Origin of the sequence: Sphingosinicella sp. BN140058 (genome assembly GCF_004135585.1) — a bacterium.
In the GTDB taxonomy this organism is placed as follows: domain Bacteria; phylum Pseudomonadota; class Alphaproteobacteria; order Sphingomonadales; family Sphingomonadaceae; genus Allosphingosinicella.
Map to the genome: position 1 here is coordinate 2,916,947 of NZ_CP035501.1, position 18,437 is coordinate 2,935,383.

At 65.3% G+C, this 18,437-nt stretch carries 9 protein-coding genes; 5 read left to right on the top strand and 4 right to left on the bottom strand.

Annotation, left to right across the window (positions count from 1 at the left end):
- Positions 1–59: 59 nt before the first annotated feature.
- The 4 genes from ETR14_RS13300 (at position 60) to ETR14_RS13310 (ending at position 6,003) form a co-directional block, all read left to right on the top strand.
- The gene (locus ETR14_RS13300) at positions 60–701 is read left to right on the top strand and encodes a sigma-70 family RNA polymerase sigma factor (protein WP_129385238.1); all 642 of its coding nucleotides are present in this window, start codon (positions 60–62) and stop codon (positions 699–701) included.
- A 470-nt stretch (positions 702–1,171) separates the two neighbouring features.
- Positions 1,172–1,615, top strand: a complete 444-nt coding sequence (locus ETR14_RS28360) for a hypothetical protein (RefSeq protein WP_165356430.1) — start codon at positions 1,172–1,174, stop codon at positions 1,613–1,615.
- Positions 1,616–1,689: 74 nt separating this feature from the next.
- Positions 1,690–2,232 carry a 2OG-Fe(II) oxygenase gene (locus tag ETR14_RS28365; protein ID WP_165356431.1) on the top strand — a complete coding sequence of 181 codons (543 nt, stop codon included), beginning with the start codon at positions 1,690–1,692 and terminating at the stop codon, positions 2,230–2,232.
- Positions 2,233–2,481: 249 nt separating this feature from the next.
- Complete coding sequence (locus ETR14_RS13310) at positions 2,482–6,003, top strand: tandem-95 repeat protein (RefSeq protein ID WP_129385242.1); 3,522 nt, start codon at positions 2,482–2,484, stop codon at positions 6,001–6,003.
- A gap of 207 nt (positions 6,004–6,210) precedes the next feature.
- Here the strand turns inward: ETR14_RS13310 and ETR14_RS13315 are convergent, their stop codons facing one another.
- From ETR14_RS13315 to ETR14_RS13330, 4 genes are all read right to left on the bottom strand, one after another.
- The gene (locus ETR14_RS13315; protein ID WP_129385244.1) at positions 6,211–8,256 is read right to left on the bottom strand and encodes a M13 family metallopeptidase; all 2,046 of its coding nucleotides are present in this window, start codon (positions 8,254–8,256) and stop codon (positions 6,211–6,213) included.
- Positions 8,257–8,422: 166 nt separating this feature from the next.
- Positions 8,423–8,971, bottom strand: a complete 549-nt coding sequence (locus tag ETR14_RS13320; RefSeq protein WP_129385246.1) for a phage tail protein — start codon at positions 8,969–8,971, stop codon at positions 8,423–8,425.
- A 31-nt stretch (positions 8,972–9,002) separates the two neighbouring features.
- A complete protein-coding gene (locus tag ETR14_RS13325; RefSeq protein ID WP_129385248.1) occupies positions 9,003–9,545 on the bottom strand; it encodes a phage tail protein in 543 nt (180 codons plus the stop codon).
- A 43-nt stretch (positions 9,546–9,588) separates the two neighbouring features.
- A complete protein-coding gene (locus ETR14_RS13330) occupies positions 9,589–10,116 on the bottom strand; it encodes a phage tail protein (RefSeq protein WP_129385250.1) in 528 nt (175 codons plus the stop codon).
- A 423-nt stretch (positions 10,117–10,539) separates the two neighbouring features.
- Here ETR14_RS13330 and ETR14_RS29645 point away from each other — a divergent pair, with 423 nt between their 5' ends.
- On the top strand, positions 10,540–18,201 hold the full coding sequence (locus ETR14_RS29645) for a tandem-95 repeat protein (RefSeq protein ID WP_129385252.1): 7,662 nt from the start codon (positions 10,540–10,542) through the stop codon (positions 18,199–18,201).
- Positions 18,202–18,437 lie beyond the last annotated feature (236 nt).

The window sequence follows — 18,437 nt, forward strand, 5'->3', positions numbered from 1 at the left end:
GTGCGCTTGCGCGCCCGAGCGGCATGACTTTCACTGTATCTTACCATGACGGGGCCAGCTTGAGCCATCAGCCTGCATCAGTCGACGAGGTGGACGAGGTTCGGCCCGAACCGGTTCCGCTTCCCGACAACGAGTTCAAGGACCAGCTCGCGCAGGTCATTCCGCATCTCCGCGCCTTCGGCCGATCCTTGTCGGGAAGCCGCGATCTCGCCGACGATCTCGTCCAGGAGACGCTGCTCAAGGCGTGGGCGGCGCGCAAGCGTTTCCAGGCGGGCACCAACATGCGTGCCTGGACCTTCATCATCTTGCGCAACCTGTTCCTCAGCCAGATGCGGCGCGCCCGCTTCAAGGGCGAGTGGGACGAGATCACCGCGTCGAAGATGCTCGCCGCGCCGGCGAGCCAGGACCGCCACGTCGAACTCGGCGACATGCAGCGGGCCCTGCTGCACCTGCCGCAGCCGCAACGCGAAGCGCTGATCCTGGTCGGCGCCGGCGGCTTCGCCTATGAGGAAGCGGCCGAGATCTGCGGCTGTGCGGTCGGAACGATCAAGAGCCGGGTCGCCCGCGGCCGGGTGGCGCTCGAAAATCTGCTCGCCGAAGGCAAGTTGCCGTCGCGGCGCGAGCATGCGACCGACGGCAATTCGGCGCTGCAGAGCATCATGAGCGAGGTCGACGACCTCAGCCGCGACCGCGACCTGTAGAGCCTGATCATCTCGGGTCGAAGCGTTCCGCTTCGACCCGAGGGGTGGTTCATGCGCCGAAACGGGAACGTGAGCATCGGCATTGGGCCAGGCTGATTCAGCCCGTCTCGATCGTGTTCCTTGCGGCGGTGGCCGGACCTTCTGCTACCCGTCAGCACGCTGCCGCTCCGTCCCGTACGGGGCGGCAGCCGTGCGTCTCCTTTCCGCGAAGGCCGACAGGGATTTCGCTCCAGGCGCAACTTCGTCGTCCGCGCGTTTCGCCGCCGTGGCGCGGACCGGAGAGCTGCGCCGCCGCAAATTCGCTAGGCCGGCGCCGCAAAATGTGTAATTACCTGTCCCCGGGGGATTTTATGAGCGCATGTGCCGCGCTTCCGGGGGGAATAGGCCATGCTTCTTCGCGATCACGGCATTCGCTCGGTCTCCCGACGCCAGGCCCGTTCGGGCCACGCTCTTTTTCGGGACTCTCGCCGATGACTCGCCTCCAGAACAGCCATTCGACTTCACGCCGCGCCTTCATCGCCGGAGCGGCCGCGGGCGCCGCGGCGCTCGGCGCCGGCAAGGCCGCGGCGCTGGTCGGCACGCCTGCCAGCGGCGCGGAGTGCGGATCCGGAGCGCTGCCAGATCTCGCCACCGCCGATGTCGACACCTGGTCGGACCAGATCGGCCGCGCGTTCAGCGTCGAGACTGCGGCGGGTGCGATCTCCCTGCTGCTGGTCAGCGTGGCACCGGGTCGGGCCGCCGGCCCGCATGCCGGGCCGGGCGTGCGCACGCGCGCCTTCACCGTGACGTTCAAGGCGGCCGCGGAGGTTCCCGCCGACCGGACCTATGTCGTCCGGCCGGCGCACGGCGGCGCCCTGCCGATCCATTTCAGCCCCGCCGCCGAGCCGGGAAAGATCGTTGCGCTGTTCGCCTGACGGCATCGCGCGGTGCCGCGTGTCGGTGGCGCGGGCGGCGACCGGCGCCTGAGCGCCGCAGCGACGGGGCCGGCATGCTGCCATTTTGGGAGAAAGCCGAGGCGCTGAGCAGCGCGGAATGCGCGCGGGCGATCGCGCTCGCCGGGGGCGACGCGCTGCGGCCGGCGGAGGTGCACGGCCAGCATGGCTATGCGCCCAACCCGCATGTTCGCGACGTCGCTACCTCCTTTCACCCGCGTGCGCCCGAGACCGACTGGCTCTACGCGCGCGTCGACGGGCTCTTCGCGGAAGCGGCGGCGCACCTCGACATCGCGATACTTCCGATGGCCGAGGACCTCCAGATCCTGCGCTACGGGCCGGGCAACCACTTCCAGATGTGGCACAGCGATGCCGGCCACGATCTTCGCGGCCGCCGCGCTCTGTCGATCTCGATCGAACTGTCCGACGCGGCCGATTATGGCGGCGGCGATCTCGAACTGGTTCCGCACGCGCTGGGACGGACGCGGCCGCCGCGTCGCGGGGCCGCTCGGATCTTTCCGTCACAGGCGCTGCATCGGGTCACTCCGGTGATACGGGGCGTCCGCTGGGCGCTGGTCAACTGGGCGGGCGCGGCCTGATCCGCAGCGGCTGCGGCCTTGCGGCGCTCGTCGTCCGCCGGCCCACCTCGAGTCGACATCGAACGTGCACAGTTTTCCTTCGCTACCGAACAGTTCCGCCGCGCCGGCAAAAAGATAACAGTTATGTGAACGGTTTAACTGCCAAGGCCCCGACTCGAAAACGACTTTCCGCCCCGATGAATCCGTGACATCAATGTCGGGTCGGGGACTCGCACGCGGTGCGAGCAACTATGTTATGGGGGTCGAAACATGCCTGCATCCAGTCTCTTTCCGGATCAACAGCTTTGGGTGGCCGGCAGCGGCGGCGGGGAAGCGATCCACATCATCAGTGCCGACTCCACCGTCAGCGGCGGGACTTCGGGCTACGATCTCTCGACCATCCTGGCAGGCAATCCCAACCTGAATGCACCGCGCGACATCGTTCTCGATACCGTCAACGATCGCTTCTTCTTCGTCGATTCCGACGTGACCAGCGGCGACAACCGCATCTATCAGGGCAGCATCTCGCAGGTGCTGGCCAATCCGGGTGCGCCGGCGCTCACCATTCTCTACGAGGATAACGGCATCGATGCGGATGCCAGCATGCGCACGCTTTCGGTCGATACCGAAAACGACATCATCTATTTCGACAACGGCACCACGTTCAACAAGATCGGCTACGACGCGCCGCTGCAGACGGCGACAATGCTCGCCGATCTCGGGCCCGGCAATTTCATCACCCAGGTGACGATCGACTATGTTCATGGCGAGGTTTACCTGGCCAGCAGCCGGGTCGACAGCTTCTTCGGGGTGGATTTCGTCGAGGACAATTTCATCTATCAGGCGACGGGCTTGAGCGCTGCTTCGACCAGCCTCGCGTTCAATCCGCTGGTCTTCTCGCCCAATGACGCCGCTTATGGCGATCCCGACATCCCCGTCATTCCCGGCGCCTTCCCGGTCGAACATGGCACGATACGGGGCATCGACATCGATCCGGTCACCCGCACGCTCTACATCACCACCGGGACGGTCAACGTCGACAGCAGCACCGACCAGGATTTCTCGGAGATAACGACCTATTATGGCGGGATCTTCTCCTATTCCGTCGCCGCCAACCCGAGCGGCGCCTATGGAACCGTGTTCCAGCAGGACGGAGTCAACGGGCCGACCGGACAGCTTTATTATACCGAGGTCGATCCGGCGACGAGCCGTTATTACGTCGTCGACGAAACCAACGGCCAGATCTGGCAGGGCAGCACCGCCGGCGGCACGCCGACCCTGTTCGCGACGCTGCCGGCGGGCATGACCCCGCAGGGCCTGGAACTGATCAGCGCCCCGGTGCTCACCGGCGTCGCCACCGGCGGGGCTGCGGTCGAGAGCGCAGGCGCCGGGTCGGGGCAGAGCAGCGCAGCGGCGGCGCTCGCGGCGATCGACGTGTTCGACATCGACACCGCCGGACAGAGCGACCAGCTCGCCGGTGCACGGGTCCGCATCTCGGCCGGCTTCGGCACCAGCCCCGGCGCGACGGAGCTGCTGACGATCAACGGCGCGACCAGCGGCACGATCAACGGCATCGCCTACGGCTATGACGACGCCACCGGCCTGCTCACGCTGAGCGGAGTCGCGAGCTTCGACGATTACGAGGCGGCGCTGTCGCTCGTCGCCTACTCGATCAGCGGCGACAATCCCGATGATTACGGCGCCAGCCCGACCCGCACCCTGTCCTACCAGACCTTCGATGGGCTGCTGTACAGCGACACCGTCGAGGCGACCGTTGCGGTGGTCGACACCAACGATGCCCCGGTCGCACCTGCCACCGGCACGGTCAGCACGATCGAGGGATCGCCGTCGGCCGCTCAGGCGATCGGCGCGAGCGACGTCGACAGCCTGGCTCTGAGCTATGCCGAAAAGCCCGGCTTCGCCGCCGCCCATGGCGACGTGACGTTCGATCAGGCGAACGGCACCTACACCTACACGCCGGACCCGGACTATAGCGGAGCCGACAGCTTCACCATCCTGATCTCCGACGGCGAGGGCGGCACCGCGGAGCAGGTGGTCACCGTCACCGTCATCTCGACCAACGACGATCCGACCGCGCCGGCGGCCGCAAACGTGACCACCGCCGAAGATACCGCGTCGGCGGCGCAGGCGATCGGGGCGAGCGATCCCGACGGCGATCCGCTGACCTATTCGGTGAAACCCGGCTTCGCGCCCGCGCACGGCACCGTCAGCTTCGATCAGGCGAACGGCACCTACACCTACACGCCGGCCGCCAATTATAACGGGAGCGACAGCTTCACCATCCTGATCGACGACGGCCAGGGCGGCACCGCCGAGCAGAGCGTCTCGGTCACGGTCACCCCGGTCAACGACGCGCCGACCGCGCCGTCGAGCGGCTCCGTGACCACTGCCGAGGATGCCGCCTCGGCCGCGCAGGCGATCGGTGCCAGCGACATTGAAGGCGACAGTCTCTCCTACACGGTGAAAACGGGCTTCGGCCCGGCACACGGCAGCGTCAGCTTCGACCAGGCCGCGGGCACCTACACCTACACGCCAGCCGCGAACTACAACGGATCGGACAGCTTCACCATCCTGGTCAGCGACGGCCATGGCGGCACCGCGGAGCAGGTGGTCTCGGTGACGGTGACTCCGGTCAACGACGCGCCGACCGCGCCGTCCACAGGATCGGTAACCACCGCCGAGGACAGTCCCTCTGCAGCGAGGCCGATCAACGCCAGCGACGTCGACGGCGACACGCTCACCTACAGCGTCAAGCCGGGCTTCGCGCCCGCCCACGGCAGCGTCAGCTTCAATCAGGCGGCGGGAACCTACACCTACACGCCTGCGGCCAATTACAATGGCGCCGACAGCTTCACGATCAGGGTCGACGATGGCCATGGCGGCATCGTCGAACAGGCGATCGCCGTCACCGTCACGCCGGCAAACGACGCGCCGACCGGCGTCACCGGGACGCTCGAGGTCGAGGAATTCCCCAACAACGGCACAGTGGTCGGGACGGTCGTCGCGCAGGATCCGGACAGCAGCAGCTTCACCTACAGCCTCGTCAACGATGCCGGCGGCCGCTTCGACATCAGCAGCTCCGGCGTGGTCACCGTCGAGAACGGGCTGCTGATCGATTACGAGCAGCAGAGCAGCCATACCATCCGGGTCCAGGTCAACGACGGCCAGGGCGGCGTGTCGCAATTCGACATGGTGGTGGCGGTCGAGGACGATCATGGCGAGTTCGTGATCGGAGACGGTGCCGCCAATAATATGCTCGGCGGCATCGAAACCGACATCTTCGTCGGCGGCCTCGGCAACGACACGCTGAACGGGGCCGGCGGCAACGACGTCATCGCCGGCGACAACGGCCTGTTCGAAACCGCGGCCGACGGCAACGACATCCTGTCCGGCGGCGCCGGCAACGACATCCTTACCGGCAACGGCGGCAACGATCAGCTGAACGGCGGCACCGGGCTCGACCAGCTGCTCGGCGGCAGCGGTAACGACCGGATCGACGGCGGCGACGATGCCGACCAGCTGACCGGCGACGCCGGGAACGACGTGTTCGTCTTCCGCAAGGGGGAGGCGCATGGCGACGTGATCACCGACTTCGACGGCAATGGCCGCTTCGCCGGCGATTCCATCGTCCTCCAGGGCTATGCCGCCGGCACCAGCTTCAGCCACGTCAACGGCGACGTGTGGAAGATCAACGACCATGGCTTCGTCGAATATGTGACGATCCAGGGACCGGGCACCGTCCATTCGACGGACTTCGTCTTCGTACCCTGAGGCCCGTACCGCACGCCTGATCTTCTCGGGTCGGAGCTGTCAGCTCCGACCCGAAGCCGGCACCAGGCACCACCTCGAGCATCATCCACGGTCAGGTCGGTTCCGCCTGACCCGATCCCCTTCAAGCCGAGCCGGCGCGAGGCCATCGTCCGAGCCGCGGAGCAACGAGCCGAGCGGCAGGAAGGCGCCCCCGCCGACGGCGCCGTCCTACCAGACTTTGACGCGGCTCTTTTCGTCCAGATACAATTTCTGGCCCGGCTTGACCTGATAGGCCGGATACCAGGCGTCGAGATTTCGCACCGTCTGCACCCGCCACATCGCCGGCGCATGGACGTCGGTGGCGATCCGCGCGCGCAGCGCCTTGTCCCGCATCTTGGTTCGCCAGCCCTGAGCGAAGGCCAGGAAGAAGCGCTGATCGCCGGTCAGGCCGTTGATCACCGGCGCCGGCTTGCCGCCGAGCGAGGCGTGATAGGCTTCGTAGGCCGCGGTCAGCCCGGCGACGTCGGCGATGTTCTCGCCAAGCTCCTGCTGGCCCTTGAGGTTCAATCCGGGCAGCGCTTCGTAGGCGTCATATTGCGCCGAGAGCGCGGCGCCGGCCTGCTCGAACCGCTTGAGATCCGCCGCCGTCCACCAATTGTGCAGACGCCCGTTCGAGTCGAAATCCGCACCGAGATTGTCGAAGCTGTGGCTTATCTCGTGGCCGATGATCGAACCGATCGCCCCGTAATTGGCGGCGGCGTCGAAGCGTGCGTCGAAATAGGGCGATTCGAGGATCGCGGCCGGGAAGTTCAGCGCATTCTGAAGCGGCAGGTTGATCGCGTTGACCGTCTGCGGCGTCATCCACCACTCGCCGCGATCGACCGGCTTGCCGATCTTGGCGAGCTGGTGGCGATATTCGAACATCTGTGCACGCCGAATGTTGCCGAGCGGATCGTCGGCGCGGACCTCCAGCGCGCGGTAATCGCGCCACTGCGAGGGATAGCCGACGCCGACCTTCAAGACCTGCAGCTTGCGGCGGGCCTCGGCCTTGGTGCTCGGTGCCATCCAGTCGAGCGCCGCCACCCTCTTGTCGAAGGCGCCGACGATATTCTTCACCATCGTCTCGATCTCGGCCTTGGACGATGCCGGAAAGAAGCGGTCCGCGTAGATCCTGCCGACCGCGTCGCCGAGATTGGCGTTGACCGCGGCGATGGCGCGGCGTTCCCGGCTGAGCTGGGTGGGGGTGCCGTTCAGCGTCTTGCCGTAGAAATCGAAATGCGCGTCATCGACCGCCTTGGGCAAAGCAGCGGAGGCCTGGTTGATGGTGTGGAAGGCGAGCCAGTCCTGCCAGCTTTGCAGCGGCTCACTGCCGACCAGCCCGGCAAGCTTGCTGATCGCCGCCGGCTGCCAGACCCCGAAATCCTGCTGATCGCCGAGGCTGGCCGCCTGCCAGTAGCGGGACCAATCGAGGCCCGGCGCCTTCGAGGCGAAATCCCGACGCTTCCAGTTCTGGACCTTGTGGGCATCCTGGCTGCTCTCGATGTCGGCATGCGCCGCAGCGATCTTGGTCTCGAGCGCGACGATTCGTTCGGCACGGGCGGCCGCATCGCCGATGTCGGCGAGCGTCAGCAGGCGCTCGACATAGGCGCGATAGGCCGTCCGCAGCTCCGCCATGTCGGGCTTGTCGGACAGATAATAATCGCGATCGGGCAGGCCGAGGCCGCCCTGCATCAGATAGGGGATGGTGACGCTCGGCCGGGCGAGATCCTGCGAGACGAACAGGCCGAACAGATTCTCGGTCGAGAAGTTGGTCGCGTTGATCGGGTCGGTGTCGGCGCGCATCGTTGCGCCGAGCATGGTCGCCAGCGCAGCCTTGTCTCGGATGGAGGCGATCGCGGCGAGATCGGGCGCGATCGGCGCGAGGCCGCGCCGCTCGATCCCCGCGGTATCGACGAAAGCCGCATAATAATCGGCGATCCGGCGCGGATCGGTTCCCGCTGCCGGCCGCGCCGCGCCGGCGCCCTGGATGATCTCGGCGTTGCGCTTCTCGGCCTTGAGGAAGACGTCGTAGCTGACCCCGACGCTGGAGCGATCGGCCGGGATCTCGGCCGTCTTGCGCCAGCCGCCATTGGCATAGGCGTCGAAATCGTCGCCGGGGGCGACGCCGTCGTCGACATAGCTCTGCTCAACGCCGGCAAGCATTGCGGCGATGGCGGGCGCGGACAGGAAGGCGCAACCGAGCAGGGCGGCCTTGGAAATCAGGAACTTGCGCATCGAACAACCTCAAGGGGGCGAATGCCGCCTATGTAGTTGCCGCGCTGGCGCCGCACCAGCCCGCGGCGCAGGTGCGAACCTGTTTTCAGCGCGTGGCGTCAGCTGCGCTCAAGCGACGTCATCCTCGGCTTGGCCAGCCGTTCATGTGCTCCCGCCAGGGATCTTCTCAATTCTGGCTCGGGAAGATCCCCTGCAGCGCGATGCAGAAGTTGAGCGCCAGATACGGCTGGCGGTTCTCGTGCGGCTGGCTGCCGCCACTGTTGGTGATCGTCGAGGGCGCCATCGCGCCGTCGATGGCGCCGGTGCCGTAAAGCTGCGCCTGGTTGGTGCCGCCGCCCTGCAGCGAAACCAAAGCCTGCGCCGGCGCCTTGGTCGCCCCCGGCGTAATGCCGCTGATATCCGCCGATCCGGTGCCGGGCAACGCGCTCATCGTGTGATTATGCTGCGGCATCTCGCTGATCGTGAGGGTATGAAACGTCTCGCCGCCGTTCGTCCCGATCGTATAGGGGGAATCGACATAATGCAGCGCCGCTCGGCCCTGCAGATTGGGAAGCGCGAAATTGGTCTGCCCGTTTCCGCCATATGCGGTGCCGAGCAGGGCGAACAACGCCTGGTTCTGATTGATCGGCAGAAGCTGACCATTGCAGAATGCCCAGCCCTTCGGCGGGAAATTGAAGCTGAAAATCCGGACTTCCGCCAGAAAAGGCTCGGCCATGTTCGATGCTCCTCGTTTTTCCGGCTGGGGTTCAGGGACGCGGTGGGAAGACGCCCTGCAGGGCGATGCAATAGTTCAACGCCAAGAACGGCATCATGTTGTTGTGCGGGAGGTTGCCGCCGGTCATGCCGATCGCCAGCGGATCCATCTGCACGAAGGCGGCGGCCGTGTTGTAGAAGGCGATCGCGCCGCTTTGCGGGCCCGTCGAGTACCGCCCCTTGGCTAGTGCATTGCCGTTGGCAACGGCGGTGGAGGCATTGGCGTTCACCGCCTGCATCATGTGGTTGTGAACCGGCATTTCGGTTTGCAGGAGGGTCACGGTCGAAGACCCGCCTTGCTCGCCCAGATCCCGCAAGCTGAGGCCGGGGCCCTGGCCCGGTTGCATCGCCACATTGCCGGACATGTTCGGAAGCGCGAAATTCGACTTGCCGTTCCCGCCATAGGTGGTGCCGAGCAACGAGAACAAGGCCGTATTCTGCGAGATCGGCAGCAATTGTCCGTTGCAGAACGCCCAGCCCGTCGGCGCGAAATTGAACCCGAAAATGCGGATCTCGGCTACGAAGGGATCTGCCATATCACCACTCCGAAAAGATAGAAGAAGGTCGCTCTGACGGCACTCATGTCGGCGAGGGAAAGATGCCGAACAGCGAGATGATGTAGTTGATGCACAGGTAAGGCTGCACATTGTCGTGCGGCTGGCTGCCGCCGGCTGGACCGACGAGTTGCGGCAGCAGCGCGACGTTGGCGGTCGCCGGCGCATAGGCCGTGACACCGGCAGTGGTGCTGGTGATGTCCGCGAACTTGGCCCCCTGCGGCGTCAATGTCTGCGACGTCGTCGTCGACGACATCGGATGCGTATGTGACGGCATCTGCTGCGTCGTCAGCGTCACCGTCTCAACCCCGGCTGCCTCCGCAATTTGATAAGCGATGCCGCTCGGTCCGTTGCCGAAGTGGATCGGGATGCGGCTCTGCAGATTGGGCAGGGCGAAGGTCGACTCGCCATCGCCGCCATAGGTCGTGCCGATCAGCTGGAAGAGCGCCTCGTTCTCGGAGATCGGCAGGACCTGGCCATTGCAGAACAGCCACCCCGACGGCGGGAAATTCCCGCCGAACATCCGGATCTCACCGACATATGGCTGGGCCATGGTTCGTCCCTTTCGCTGCACACCCGCCGGACGCCCTGGCGTCCGCCGCTGGAATGAAGGAGAGGGGGAGGATGGACGAAGAGGCGCGAAAGGTCGGTACGACCTCATAGCGGCTCAAAGAGTCGACCATCAATGCATTCCCCCCGATTGCCCTTAGTCTGAGCGTAACCGCGCATGCTGTCAAACGCGATCTGGCGAATTTTCCGATCCTGCCGGCCGAAGACTTGGAACCAGCCCTTCATACTTGCCGGTTTGCGAATAAGTCTTTGGAGTAGCTCACTTTCGCAGGTATATCCATTTCGGACCAAACCGCCTGCGCCTCTGGTAACCTGACCGCTTCTGTGCCATGGGGACCCTGGAAGGGCTCTATTCGCGAACCGATGCCTGTGGGGGGTGCGGCGCTAGCCCTGTGGGGAAATTGACATGGTTGCTACGACCCTCAGCGTCGGCCAGATCGCCATTATCGGCGTCAACAGCGAAGATACCGGCAATCCGCAGCGTGACGCGATCACCTTCATGCTGCTCTCGCCGATCGGATCGGGCACCCAGATCTTCTTCACCGACCGAAGCTGGAACGGCACCACGTTCGCCGCGGCGGGCGGCAACGAGGGCACGTTCACCTATACTGCGGGCGTCGACCTTCCCGCCGGGACGGTGATCACGATCACCCAGGCGCAGCTGACGGGCGCCGGGATCGATCTTTCGGACGCGGGCGAGACCGTCTACGCCTATCAAGGCGCAATCAACGCGCCGAGCCGCTTCCTCCACGCGGTCGACATCGCGGACGGCACCGCCGGCTTCGACGGCAACGAATTGCTCAATACCGGCCTCACCAACGGCGTCTCCGCGGTCTCGATCGCCGTCGACAATGCCGAGTTCGGCACGCGCACCCACAACATCAATTACGGCGAGCTGTTCGCCCAGATCAACAACGCCACCGACTGGGTGCAGAATGACAACAGCCCGCAGGACGGCACCCCTGCGGGCCCAGCCACCACCGCCCCCGATGCCCAGATCTGGGTCGCCGGATCGGGCGCCGGCGAAGCGATCGTTACGATCAATCTCGACGGCACCTATTCCTCCGGCACCGTCGGCTACCAGATCGTCCACGCCTTCCAGAATGCGGCGCAGCTCTTCCACCCGAGCGACATCACGCTCGATACCGTCAACGACAAATATTTCTTCGTCGACGCAGATCTGAACGGCAACAACCGCATCATCCAGGGCAGCATCAGCGAGCTGCTGGCCAATCCGGGCGCCGTGCCGAACTTCACCGTGCTGTACAGCAACACCGGCAGCAGCGCGACCGGCAGCATGCGGACTCTGTCGATCGACCCCGCGACCCAGAAGATCTATTTCGACGTCGAGCATAGTCTGCTGCGGATCAATTACGATACTCAGGCTCAAGCCGGTACCGTGCTCGCGACGCTCGACCCCGACGCCTATATCACGCAGCTGACAATCAATTACGCGACCGGCACCGTCTATCTCGGCAGCAGCAGCGTCACCAGCGTGTTCGGCAGCGACATGATCGACACCAACCGGGTGTTCGTCGCCACCGGTCTCACGGGTTCCAACGCTGCCAATTCTCTGAGCTTCAGCCAGATCAACTGGGGCGCCAACGGCGACAGCTCCGTCGGCGGCGAGGGCAATCCGCTTCCGAACGACAGCTGGCCAGTCGAGCGCGGCACCGTCCGCGGCGTCGACGTCGATCCGGTCACCGGGAAACTCTACATCGTCACCGGCACCGTCATCCTCGACAATGACGGCAATGGCCTGACCACTTATTATGGCGGCGTCTGGGTGTACGACCCGTCCAACGGCTCGGTCACCAATCTTTACACCCAGAACGGAAGCACCGGTCCGGTCGGGCTGCTTTATTATATCGAGGTCGATAACGCGACCGGCAGCTATTACGTCATCGACGAGACCGGCACCAATGGCGGCGTCGGCGACGGCGGCGTGTATCGCGGCAGCCTCACCGTGGCCGGCACGCCGACCCTGCTCGCCACGGTCGGCAACATCAACGGCCTCGGGCCCCAGGGACTGGAGATCCAGCACGCGCCGACCCTGGTCGGCACCGCGATCGCGAGCCTTGCCGTCACCGAGGCGAGCAGCGCGCCGGCATCGGGCGAAACCTCGCGGGTGGCGCTCTATTCGGGGCTGACCGCGTCCGACATCGACACGCCCAATACGGGCGACGAGCTGCGCGGCGCGCTGGTCCGCGTGTCCGGCAATTTCCAGGCCGGCGCGACCCATCAGGACATCCTGACGATCAACGGCACGCAGAGCGGCACCATCGCCGGATCGGGCATCAGCTACAGTTACAATCAGGCCAACGGGCAGATGACGCTGTCGGGCGTCGCCACCGTCGCCGAATATGCGGCGGCGATCGCTCTGGTCAATTTCTCGACCAGCGGCGACAACGTCACGGCGTTCGGCACCGCCGGCACCCGCACCATCTCCGCATCGGTGTTCGACGGGCTGCTCTACTCCGACGAGATCAACAACAATGTCACCGTCACCGGGATCAACGACGCGCCGGTGAACAGCGTGTCCGGTGCGCAAAGCTTCGCCGAGGACGGCACGCGCACGTTCAACACAGCCAACGGCAATCTGATCAGCGTCTCCGACGTCGATGCCGATCCCACCAGCCAGTCGCTGCAGGTGACGGTGGCCGTCGTCCATGGCACCCTGACGCTGTCCGGAACCGCCGGATTGAGCTTCAGCGTCGGCGACGGCACCGGCGACGCGACGATGACCTTCACCGGCACCGCGAACGCGATCAACGCTGCGCTGAACGGCCTCGTCTACACGCCGACACTCGATTATTATGGCGCAGATACGCTGACGCTCACGACCAACGATCTCGGGCTCAACGGCAATGACCCCGGGCTTACCGGCACCGGAACCAGCGAGCAGGACAGCGACACGGTGGCGATCACCGTTACCGCCGTCGCCGACATCGCCAATGACGTCTTGAACATCGCCGAGGACGCGGCGATTGCAAGCGTGGCGGTGCAGGCCAACGACACGTTCGAGAATTCCGGCCACGCGATCACTGCGTTCACGCAGGGTGCCCACGGCACCGTCGTCCTCAACGACAATGGCACCGCGGGCAACTTCGCCGACGACTTCCTGCAATATACCGCCAATGCCGACTATAACGGCACCGACAGCTTCACCTATACGGTGACATCGGGCGGCGCGACCGAGACTGCGACGGTCAACGTCACGCTCTCGGCCGTTGCCGACATCGCCAACGACAGCGTGAACCTCACCGAAGATGCGGGCGCAACCACGCTCGACGTCCTCGCCAACGACAGCTTCGAGGATCCAACCCGGGCGATCACCGCCGTCGGCAGCGCCGCGCATGGCATCGTCACGATCAACAACAACGGCACGCCTGGCGTCGGCAGCGACGACTACATCGTCTACACGCCGACCGCCGATTATAACGGCACCGACAGCTTCACCTACACCGTAACGTCCGGTGGCGTGACGGAGACCGCGACCGTCACCGTCAATCTCTCGGCCGTGACCGATATCGCGAACGACACCGTCAGCGTGCTCGAGGATAGCGGCGGCAACACGCTCGATCTGCTCGGCAACGACAATTTCGAGAATCCCGCCCGTGCGATCACCGCAGTCGGCTCGGCGCTGCACGGGAGCGTGTCGATCAACAACAACGGCACTGTCGGCAACACCGCCGACGATTATGTCGTCTATACGCCTACCGCGAATTACAACGGCGCCGACAGCTTCACCTATACCGTGACATCGGGCGGCGTGACCGAGACCGCGACTGCCAACGTGACGGTGACCTCCGTCAACGACGCGCCGACGATCGGAAACGTTCAGGGCGACAGCGCTGCGTTCGTCGAGGGCGGAACCGCAGTAAAGCTCGATCCCACCGGGAATGCCGCGGTTGCGGACGTCGACAGCACCGACTTCAACGGCGGCAGCCTCACCGTTTCCATCACTTCCGGAAAGGTGGTGGCCGAGGACGTGCTCGGCCTCGACACCAGCGGCAGCGTGACGGTGGCCGGGGGCATCGTTTCGGTGGCTGGACAGGCGATCGGCACCTTGAGCGGCGGCGGCGCCGGCGGCGCGGATCTGGTCGTTACCTTCGACACCGCCAATGCCACCGCGGCGCGAGTCCAGACGCTGATCACCGCGCTTACCTACGTCAATGCCAACACGCTCGATCCGGCGACGGCCGCGCGAACCGTCGCGATCTCGCTCGTCGATGGCGATGGGCGCACCAATGGCGGCGACGACGACGCCACGGTGACGACGACCATCACCGTCACTGCGGTCAATGATGCACCCGCGGGGACCAACGCCACAGTGACCGCAAGCGAGGACGATCCTTACGTTTTCCTCGGTTCGAATTTCGGGTTCAGCGACGGCGATGGCAACAGCTTCGCCGGAATCGTGGTCAGTTCGCTGCCCGCTGCCGGAACGCTGAAGCTCAACGGCGTCGACGTCACGCTCAACCAGTTCATCACGGCCGCTGACATCGCCGGCGGCCTCTTCACCTTCGTGCCCGCCGCGGACACGTTCGGAGCGGCTTATGCCAGCTTCAACTTCCAGGTTCGCGACAATGGCGGCATCGCCAATGGCGGCGTCGACACCGATGCTTCGGCGAACACGATCACCATCGACGTGCTCGCGGACAACATCGCACCCGTCGCCAACGATGACGGGCCGTTCACCGTCGTTGAGGACACGCCGATCCAATTGTCGACCGAACTCACCGGCAACGACACCGACGCCGAGAACGACACGCTGACGATCGTCGGCGTCTCGAACTTCGTCGGCGGCGCCGCCACGGTCACGGCCGGCGTGGTGACCTTCACGCCGACCTCCAACTTCGTCGGCGCGGCCTCGTTCGACTACACGATCAGCGACGGCTTCGGGAACACGGCGACCGCAACTGCGTCGCTCACGGTGACGGCGGTGAACGACGCACCCGTGCAGACCATCCCGGTTGGCGTGCAGACGTTCGGCGAAGACACTGCGATCACGTTCAACAGCGCCAACGGCAATCTCATCTCGATCGCCGACGTCGATGCCGGCTCCGGCACGATGGACGTCACCCTTTCGGTGCAGACCGGCGCCCTGACCCTGTCGAGCACCAGCAACCTGACGGTGACCGGCGACGGCACCAACGCGGTCACCCTCTCGGGAACGCTGGCCGACATCAACGCGGCGCTCAACGGGCTCGTCTACAATCCCGGCGGCAACTATAATGGCGATCGTTCGATCGTCATCACGACCAACGATCGCGGCAGCAGCGGTGTCGATCCGGGCCTTTCGGGGGACGGCACCAGCGAGCAGGATTCCGATACCATCCTGGTCCACGTCAACGCGGTCAACGACGCGCCGACGGTGATCGACGACGGCAGTGTCGACGCGAGCGTGATCCTCGAAGACACGCCGGGCGCCGGCCAAAGCGTTTCCGCCCTGTTCGCAGGCCAATATTCCGACGTTGCCGACGCCCAATTCAGCGCCGGAAATCCCGGCGGTTCGTCTCCCGGCGCGTTCAGCGGTGTCGCCGTGGTGACGAACGGCTCGAGCGGTTCCACCGGGCAATGGCAGTATTTCAACAGCACGACGACGACGTGGGTCGATGTCGGCAGCGTCTCCAGCGGCGCTGCGCTGCTGATCGGCTCCGGCACCAGCATCCGGTTCAACCCGGCTGCGAATTTCAATGGTCCTGCGCCGACCCTCGTCGTGCATCTGATCGACAATTCGCTCGGCTTCGGCATCTCGCACGGACAGACCGTCGACATCTCCGCGCTCGGCGCGACCGGCGGGGCAACCGCCTATTCGGCCGGTACCGTCGTTCTCAGCCAGACAGTCACCGCCGTCAACGACGCGCCGACGATCAGCGCGCTCGGCGGCGACAGCGTTGCCTATACCGAGAACGATGCGCCAGTGCAGCTCGATGCGGGCAATAACGCATTGGTTGTAGACGTCGACAGCGCGAACTTCGCCGGTGGAACGCTGACCATCACCATGGATGCGATCGGCGACGACGCGATCGTGCTCGATCCGGCCATCGTCGTTGATCCCAGCACTTTCGACGTCACGGTTTCGGGCGTTTCGATCGGGACCTACGCTCCGGTGGCGACACCGCCGCAGCTCGGCTTCGCGATCACCTTGAGCGCCAACGCCACGCCGGCCCTGATCCAGCAACTGATCCGCGGACTTTCCTACACCAATACAGGCGATATGCCGACGGCCGGTACGCGCACGGTTCACTACACGCTGGTCGACGGGGACGGCGGCACCGACACGGCGAGCCACACCAGCGCGATTGTGGTCACCGCCGTAAACGACGTGCCGGTGCTCGATCTCAACGGTGCATCGGCTGGAATCGACGGCACCGGCAGCTATACCGAAAATGGCGCGTCCGCCTTCCTGCATGCATCGCTGCTGCTGAGCGATGCGGATCACAGCGTCCTGCAGAGTGCCACGGTGACGATCAGCGGCGGGCTGCTGTCAGGCCAGGACTATTTGACCGTCAACGGTGGCACGGCCGGAACGATCAACGGGGTCACCATCGCCTACAATGCCGCCACCGGCATTCTGACGCTGACCGGCGCTGCCTCGGTGGCGGTCTATCAGAACCTCCTCCGCCAGATCGGGTTCGAGTCGGTCAGCGACACGCCCGGGGCGAGCCGTACGCTCACCTGGACGGTGAACGACGGCACCGCCAGCAGCGTCGTTGCGAGCACGACGATCGCGGTGACGGCCGTCAACGACGCGCCGATCAACAGCCTGCTGGCCACTCAGGGCGGTACTGAGGATTCCAACGTCGTCTTCTCGGCTGCGAACGCGAACGCGATCACGGTTTCCGATGCCGAGGCGAGCACGCTGCGGGTGACGCTCAGCGTCGGGCAAGGCTTGCTGACCCTCAGCGGAACGGCCGGCCTCAGCTTCACCGTGGGCGACGGCACCGGCGACGCGACGATGACGTTCAGCGGCACCGCATCGGCGATCAACGCGGCGCTCGACGGCCTTATCTATCGGGGCGCACTCAATTATCACGGCGTCGACATCCTGAACGTCGCGACCAGCGATCTCGGCGCGGCCGGCACGGGCGGGACCAAGACCGATCAGGACGGGATCACGATCAACCTCGTCACCGACGGCTATATCGACGGGGACAGCGGCGACAACAACATGTCGGGCACGGGCGGCCCCGAGCAGTTCCTGTTCCAGCATGGCGGCAACGATCATGGCGACGGCGGCGGCGGCAACGACCGCTTCTATTTCGGCGACCAGTGGAATTCCGGCGACAGCGTCGACGGCGGCACCGGCGAAGACTCGCTCCAGCTCGCCGGCGACTACACCTACACGTTCGGCGAGACCCAGATGGTCTCGATCGAACGGCTTCGGCTCAACAGCGGCGGCGGCGCCGATTTCGATTATTATCTGACCATGGCCAACGGCAACGTCGCTGCCGGGCAGCAATTGCTGGTGGATGCGCAGGGGCTCGTCGCCGGCGAGACCCTGACCTTCGTCGGCATCGCGGAGACCAACGGCTTCTACAAGATCCTGAGCGGCGCCGGCGACGACATCCTCGCCGGCGGAACGCAGAACGACATCATCTCCGGCGGCGCCGGCGACGATACGATCTACGGCCTGACCGGCAACGACACGATCACAGGCGGCCTCGGCCACGACATCCTGAACGGCGGATCCGGCAGCGACGTGTTCGTCTATGGATCGGCCGCGGAATCGACCGGCACCGGCTTCGACACGATCGAGAAGTTCAGCACCTATGTCGACCGGATCGACCTGCCGTTCGCAGTGACCGGCTGGAGCGGCACGGTAACGAGCGGCGGACTCAGCACCGCAAGCTTCGACAGCGATCTGGCGGCCGCGGTCAATGCCGCGCTCAATGCCCATTCCGCCGTCCTCTTCACCGCCAGCAGCGGCAGCTTCGCCGGCCGCAGCTTCGCGGTGATCGACGGCAATGGCGACGGATCCTACCAGGCGGGACAGGATTACGTGATCGAGTTCGCCCAGCCCGTCGCCCCGCTCGACGCGCACGCTGCCTATTTCATCTAGAGCGGGGAGGAGGCGGCAAATCGCCTCCTCTCGACAGCCGCGATCGAACCCGCCGCTCCCAATGGAGCGTACGGTCGATCGCGACCGTCCGAGCGATGTCCGACATCGCGCGGTAAAGGGCCACTATTGTTTCGGGTCCGGTCACCCCCGGGGAACTGTGGGCTTGCTTGACGCGCCGCCTTGCAATGTCGAGCAGTAACAATTCGCGACGATTGCACCCCGATCGTGTTGCAGAA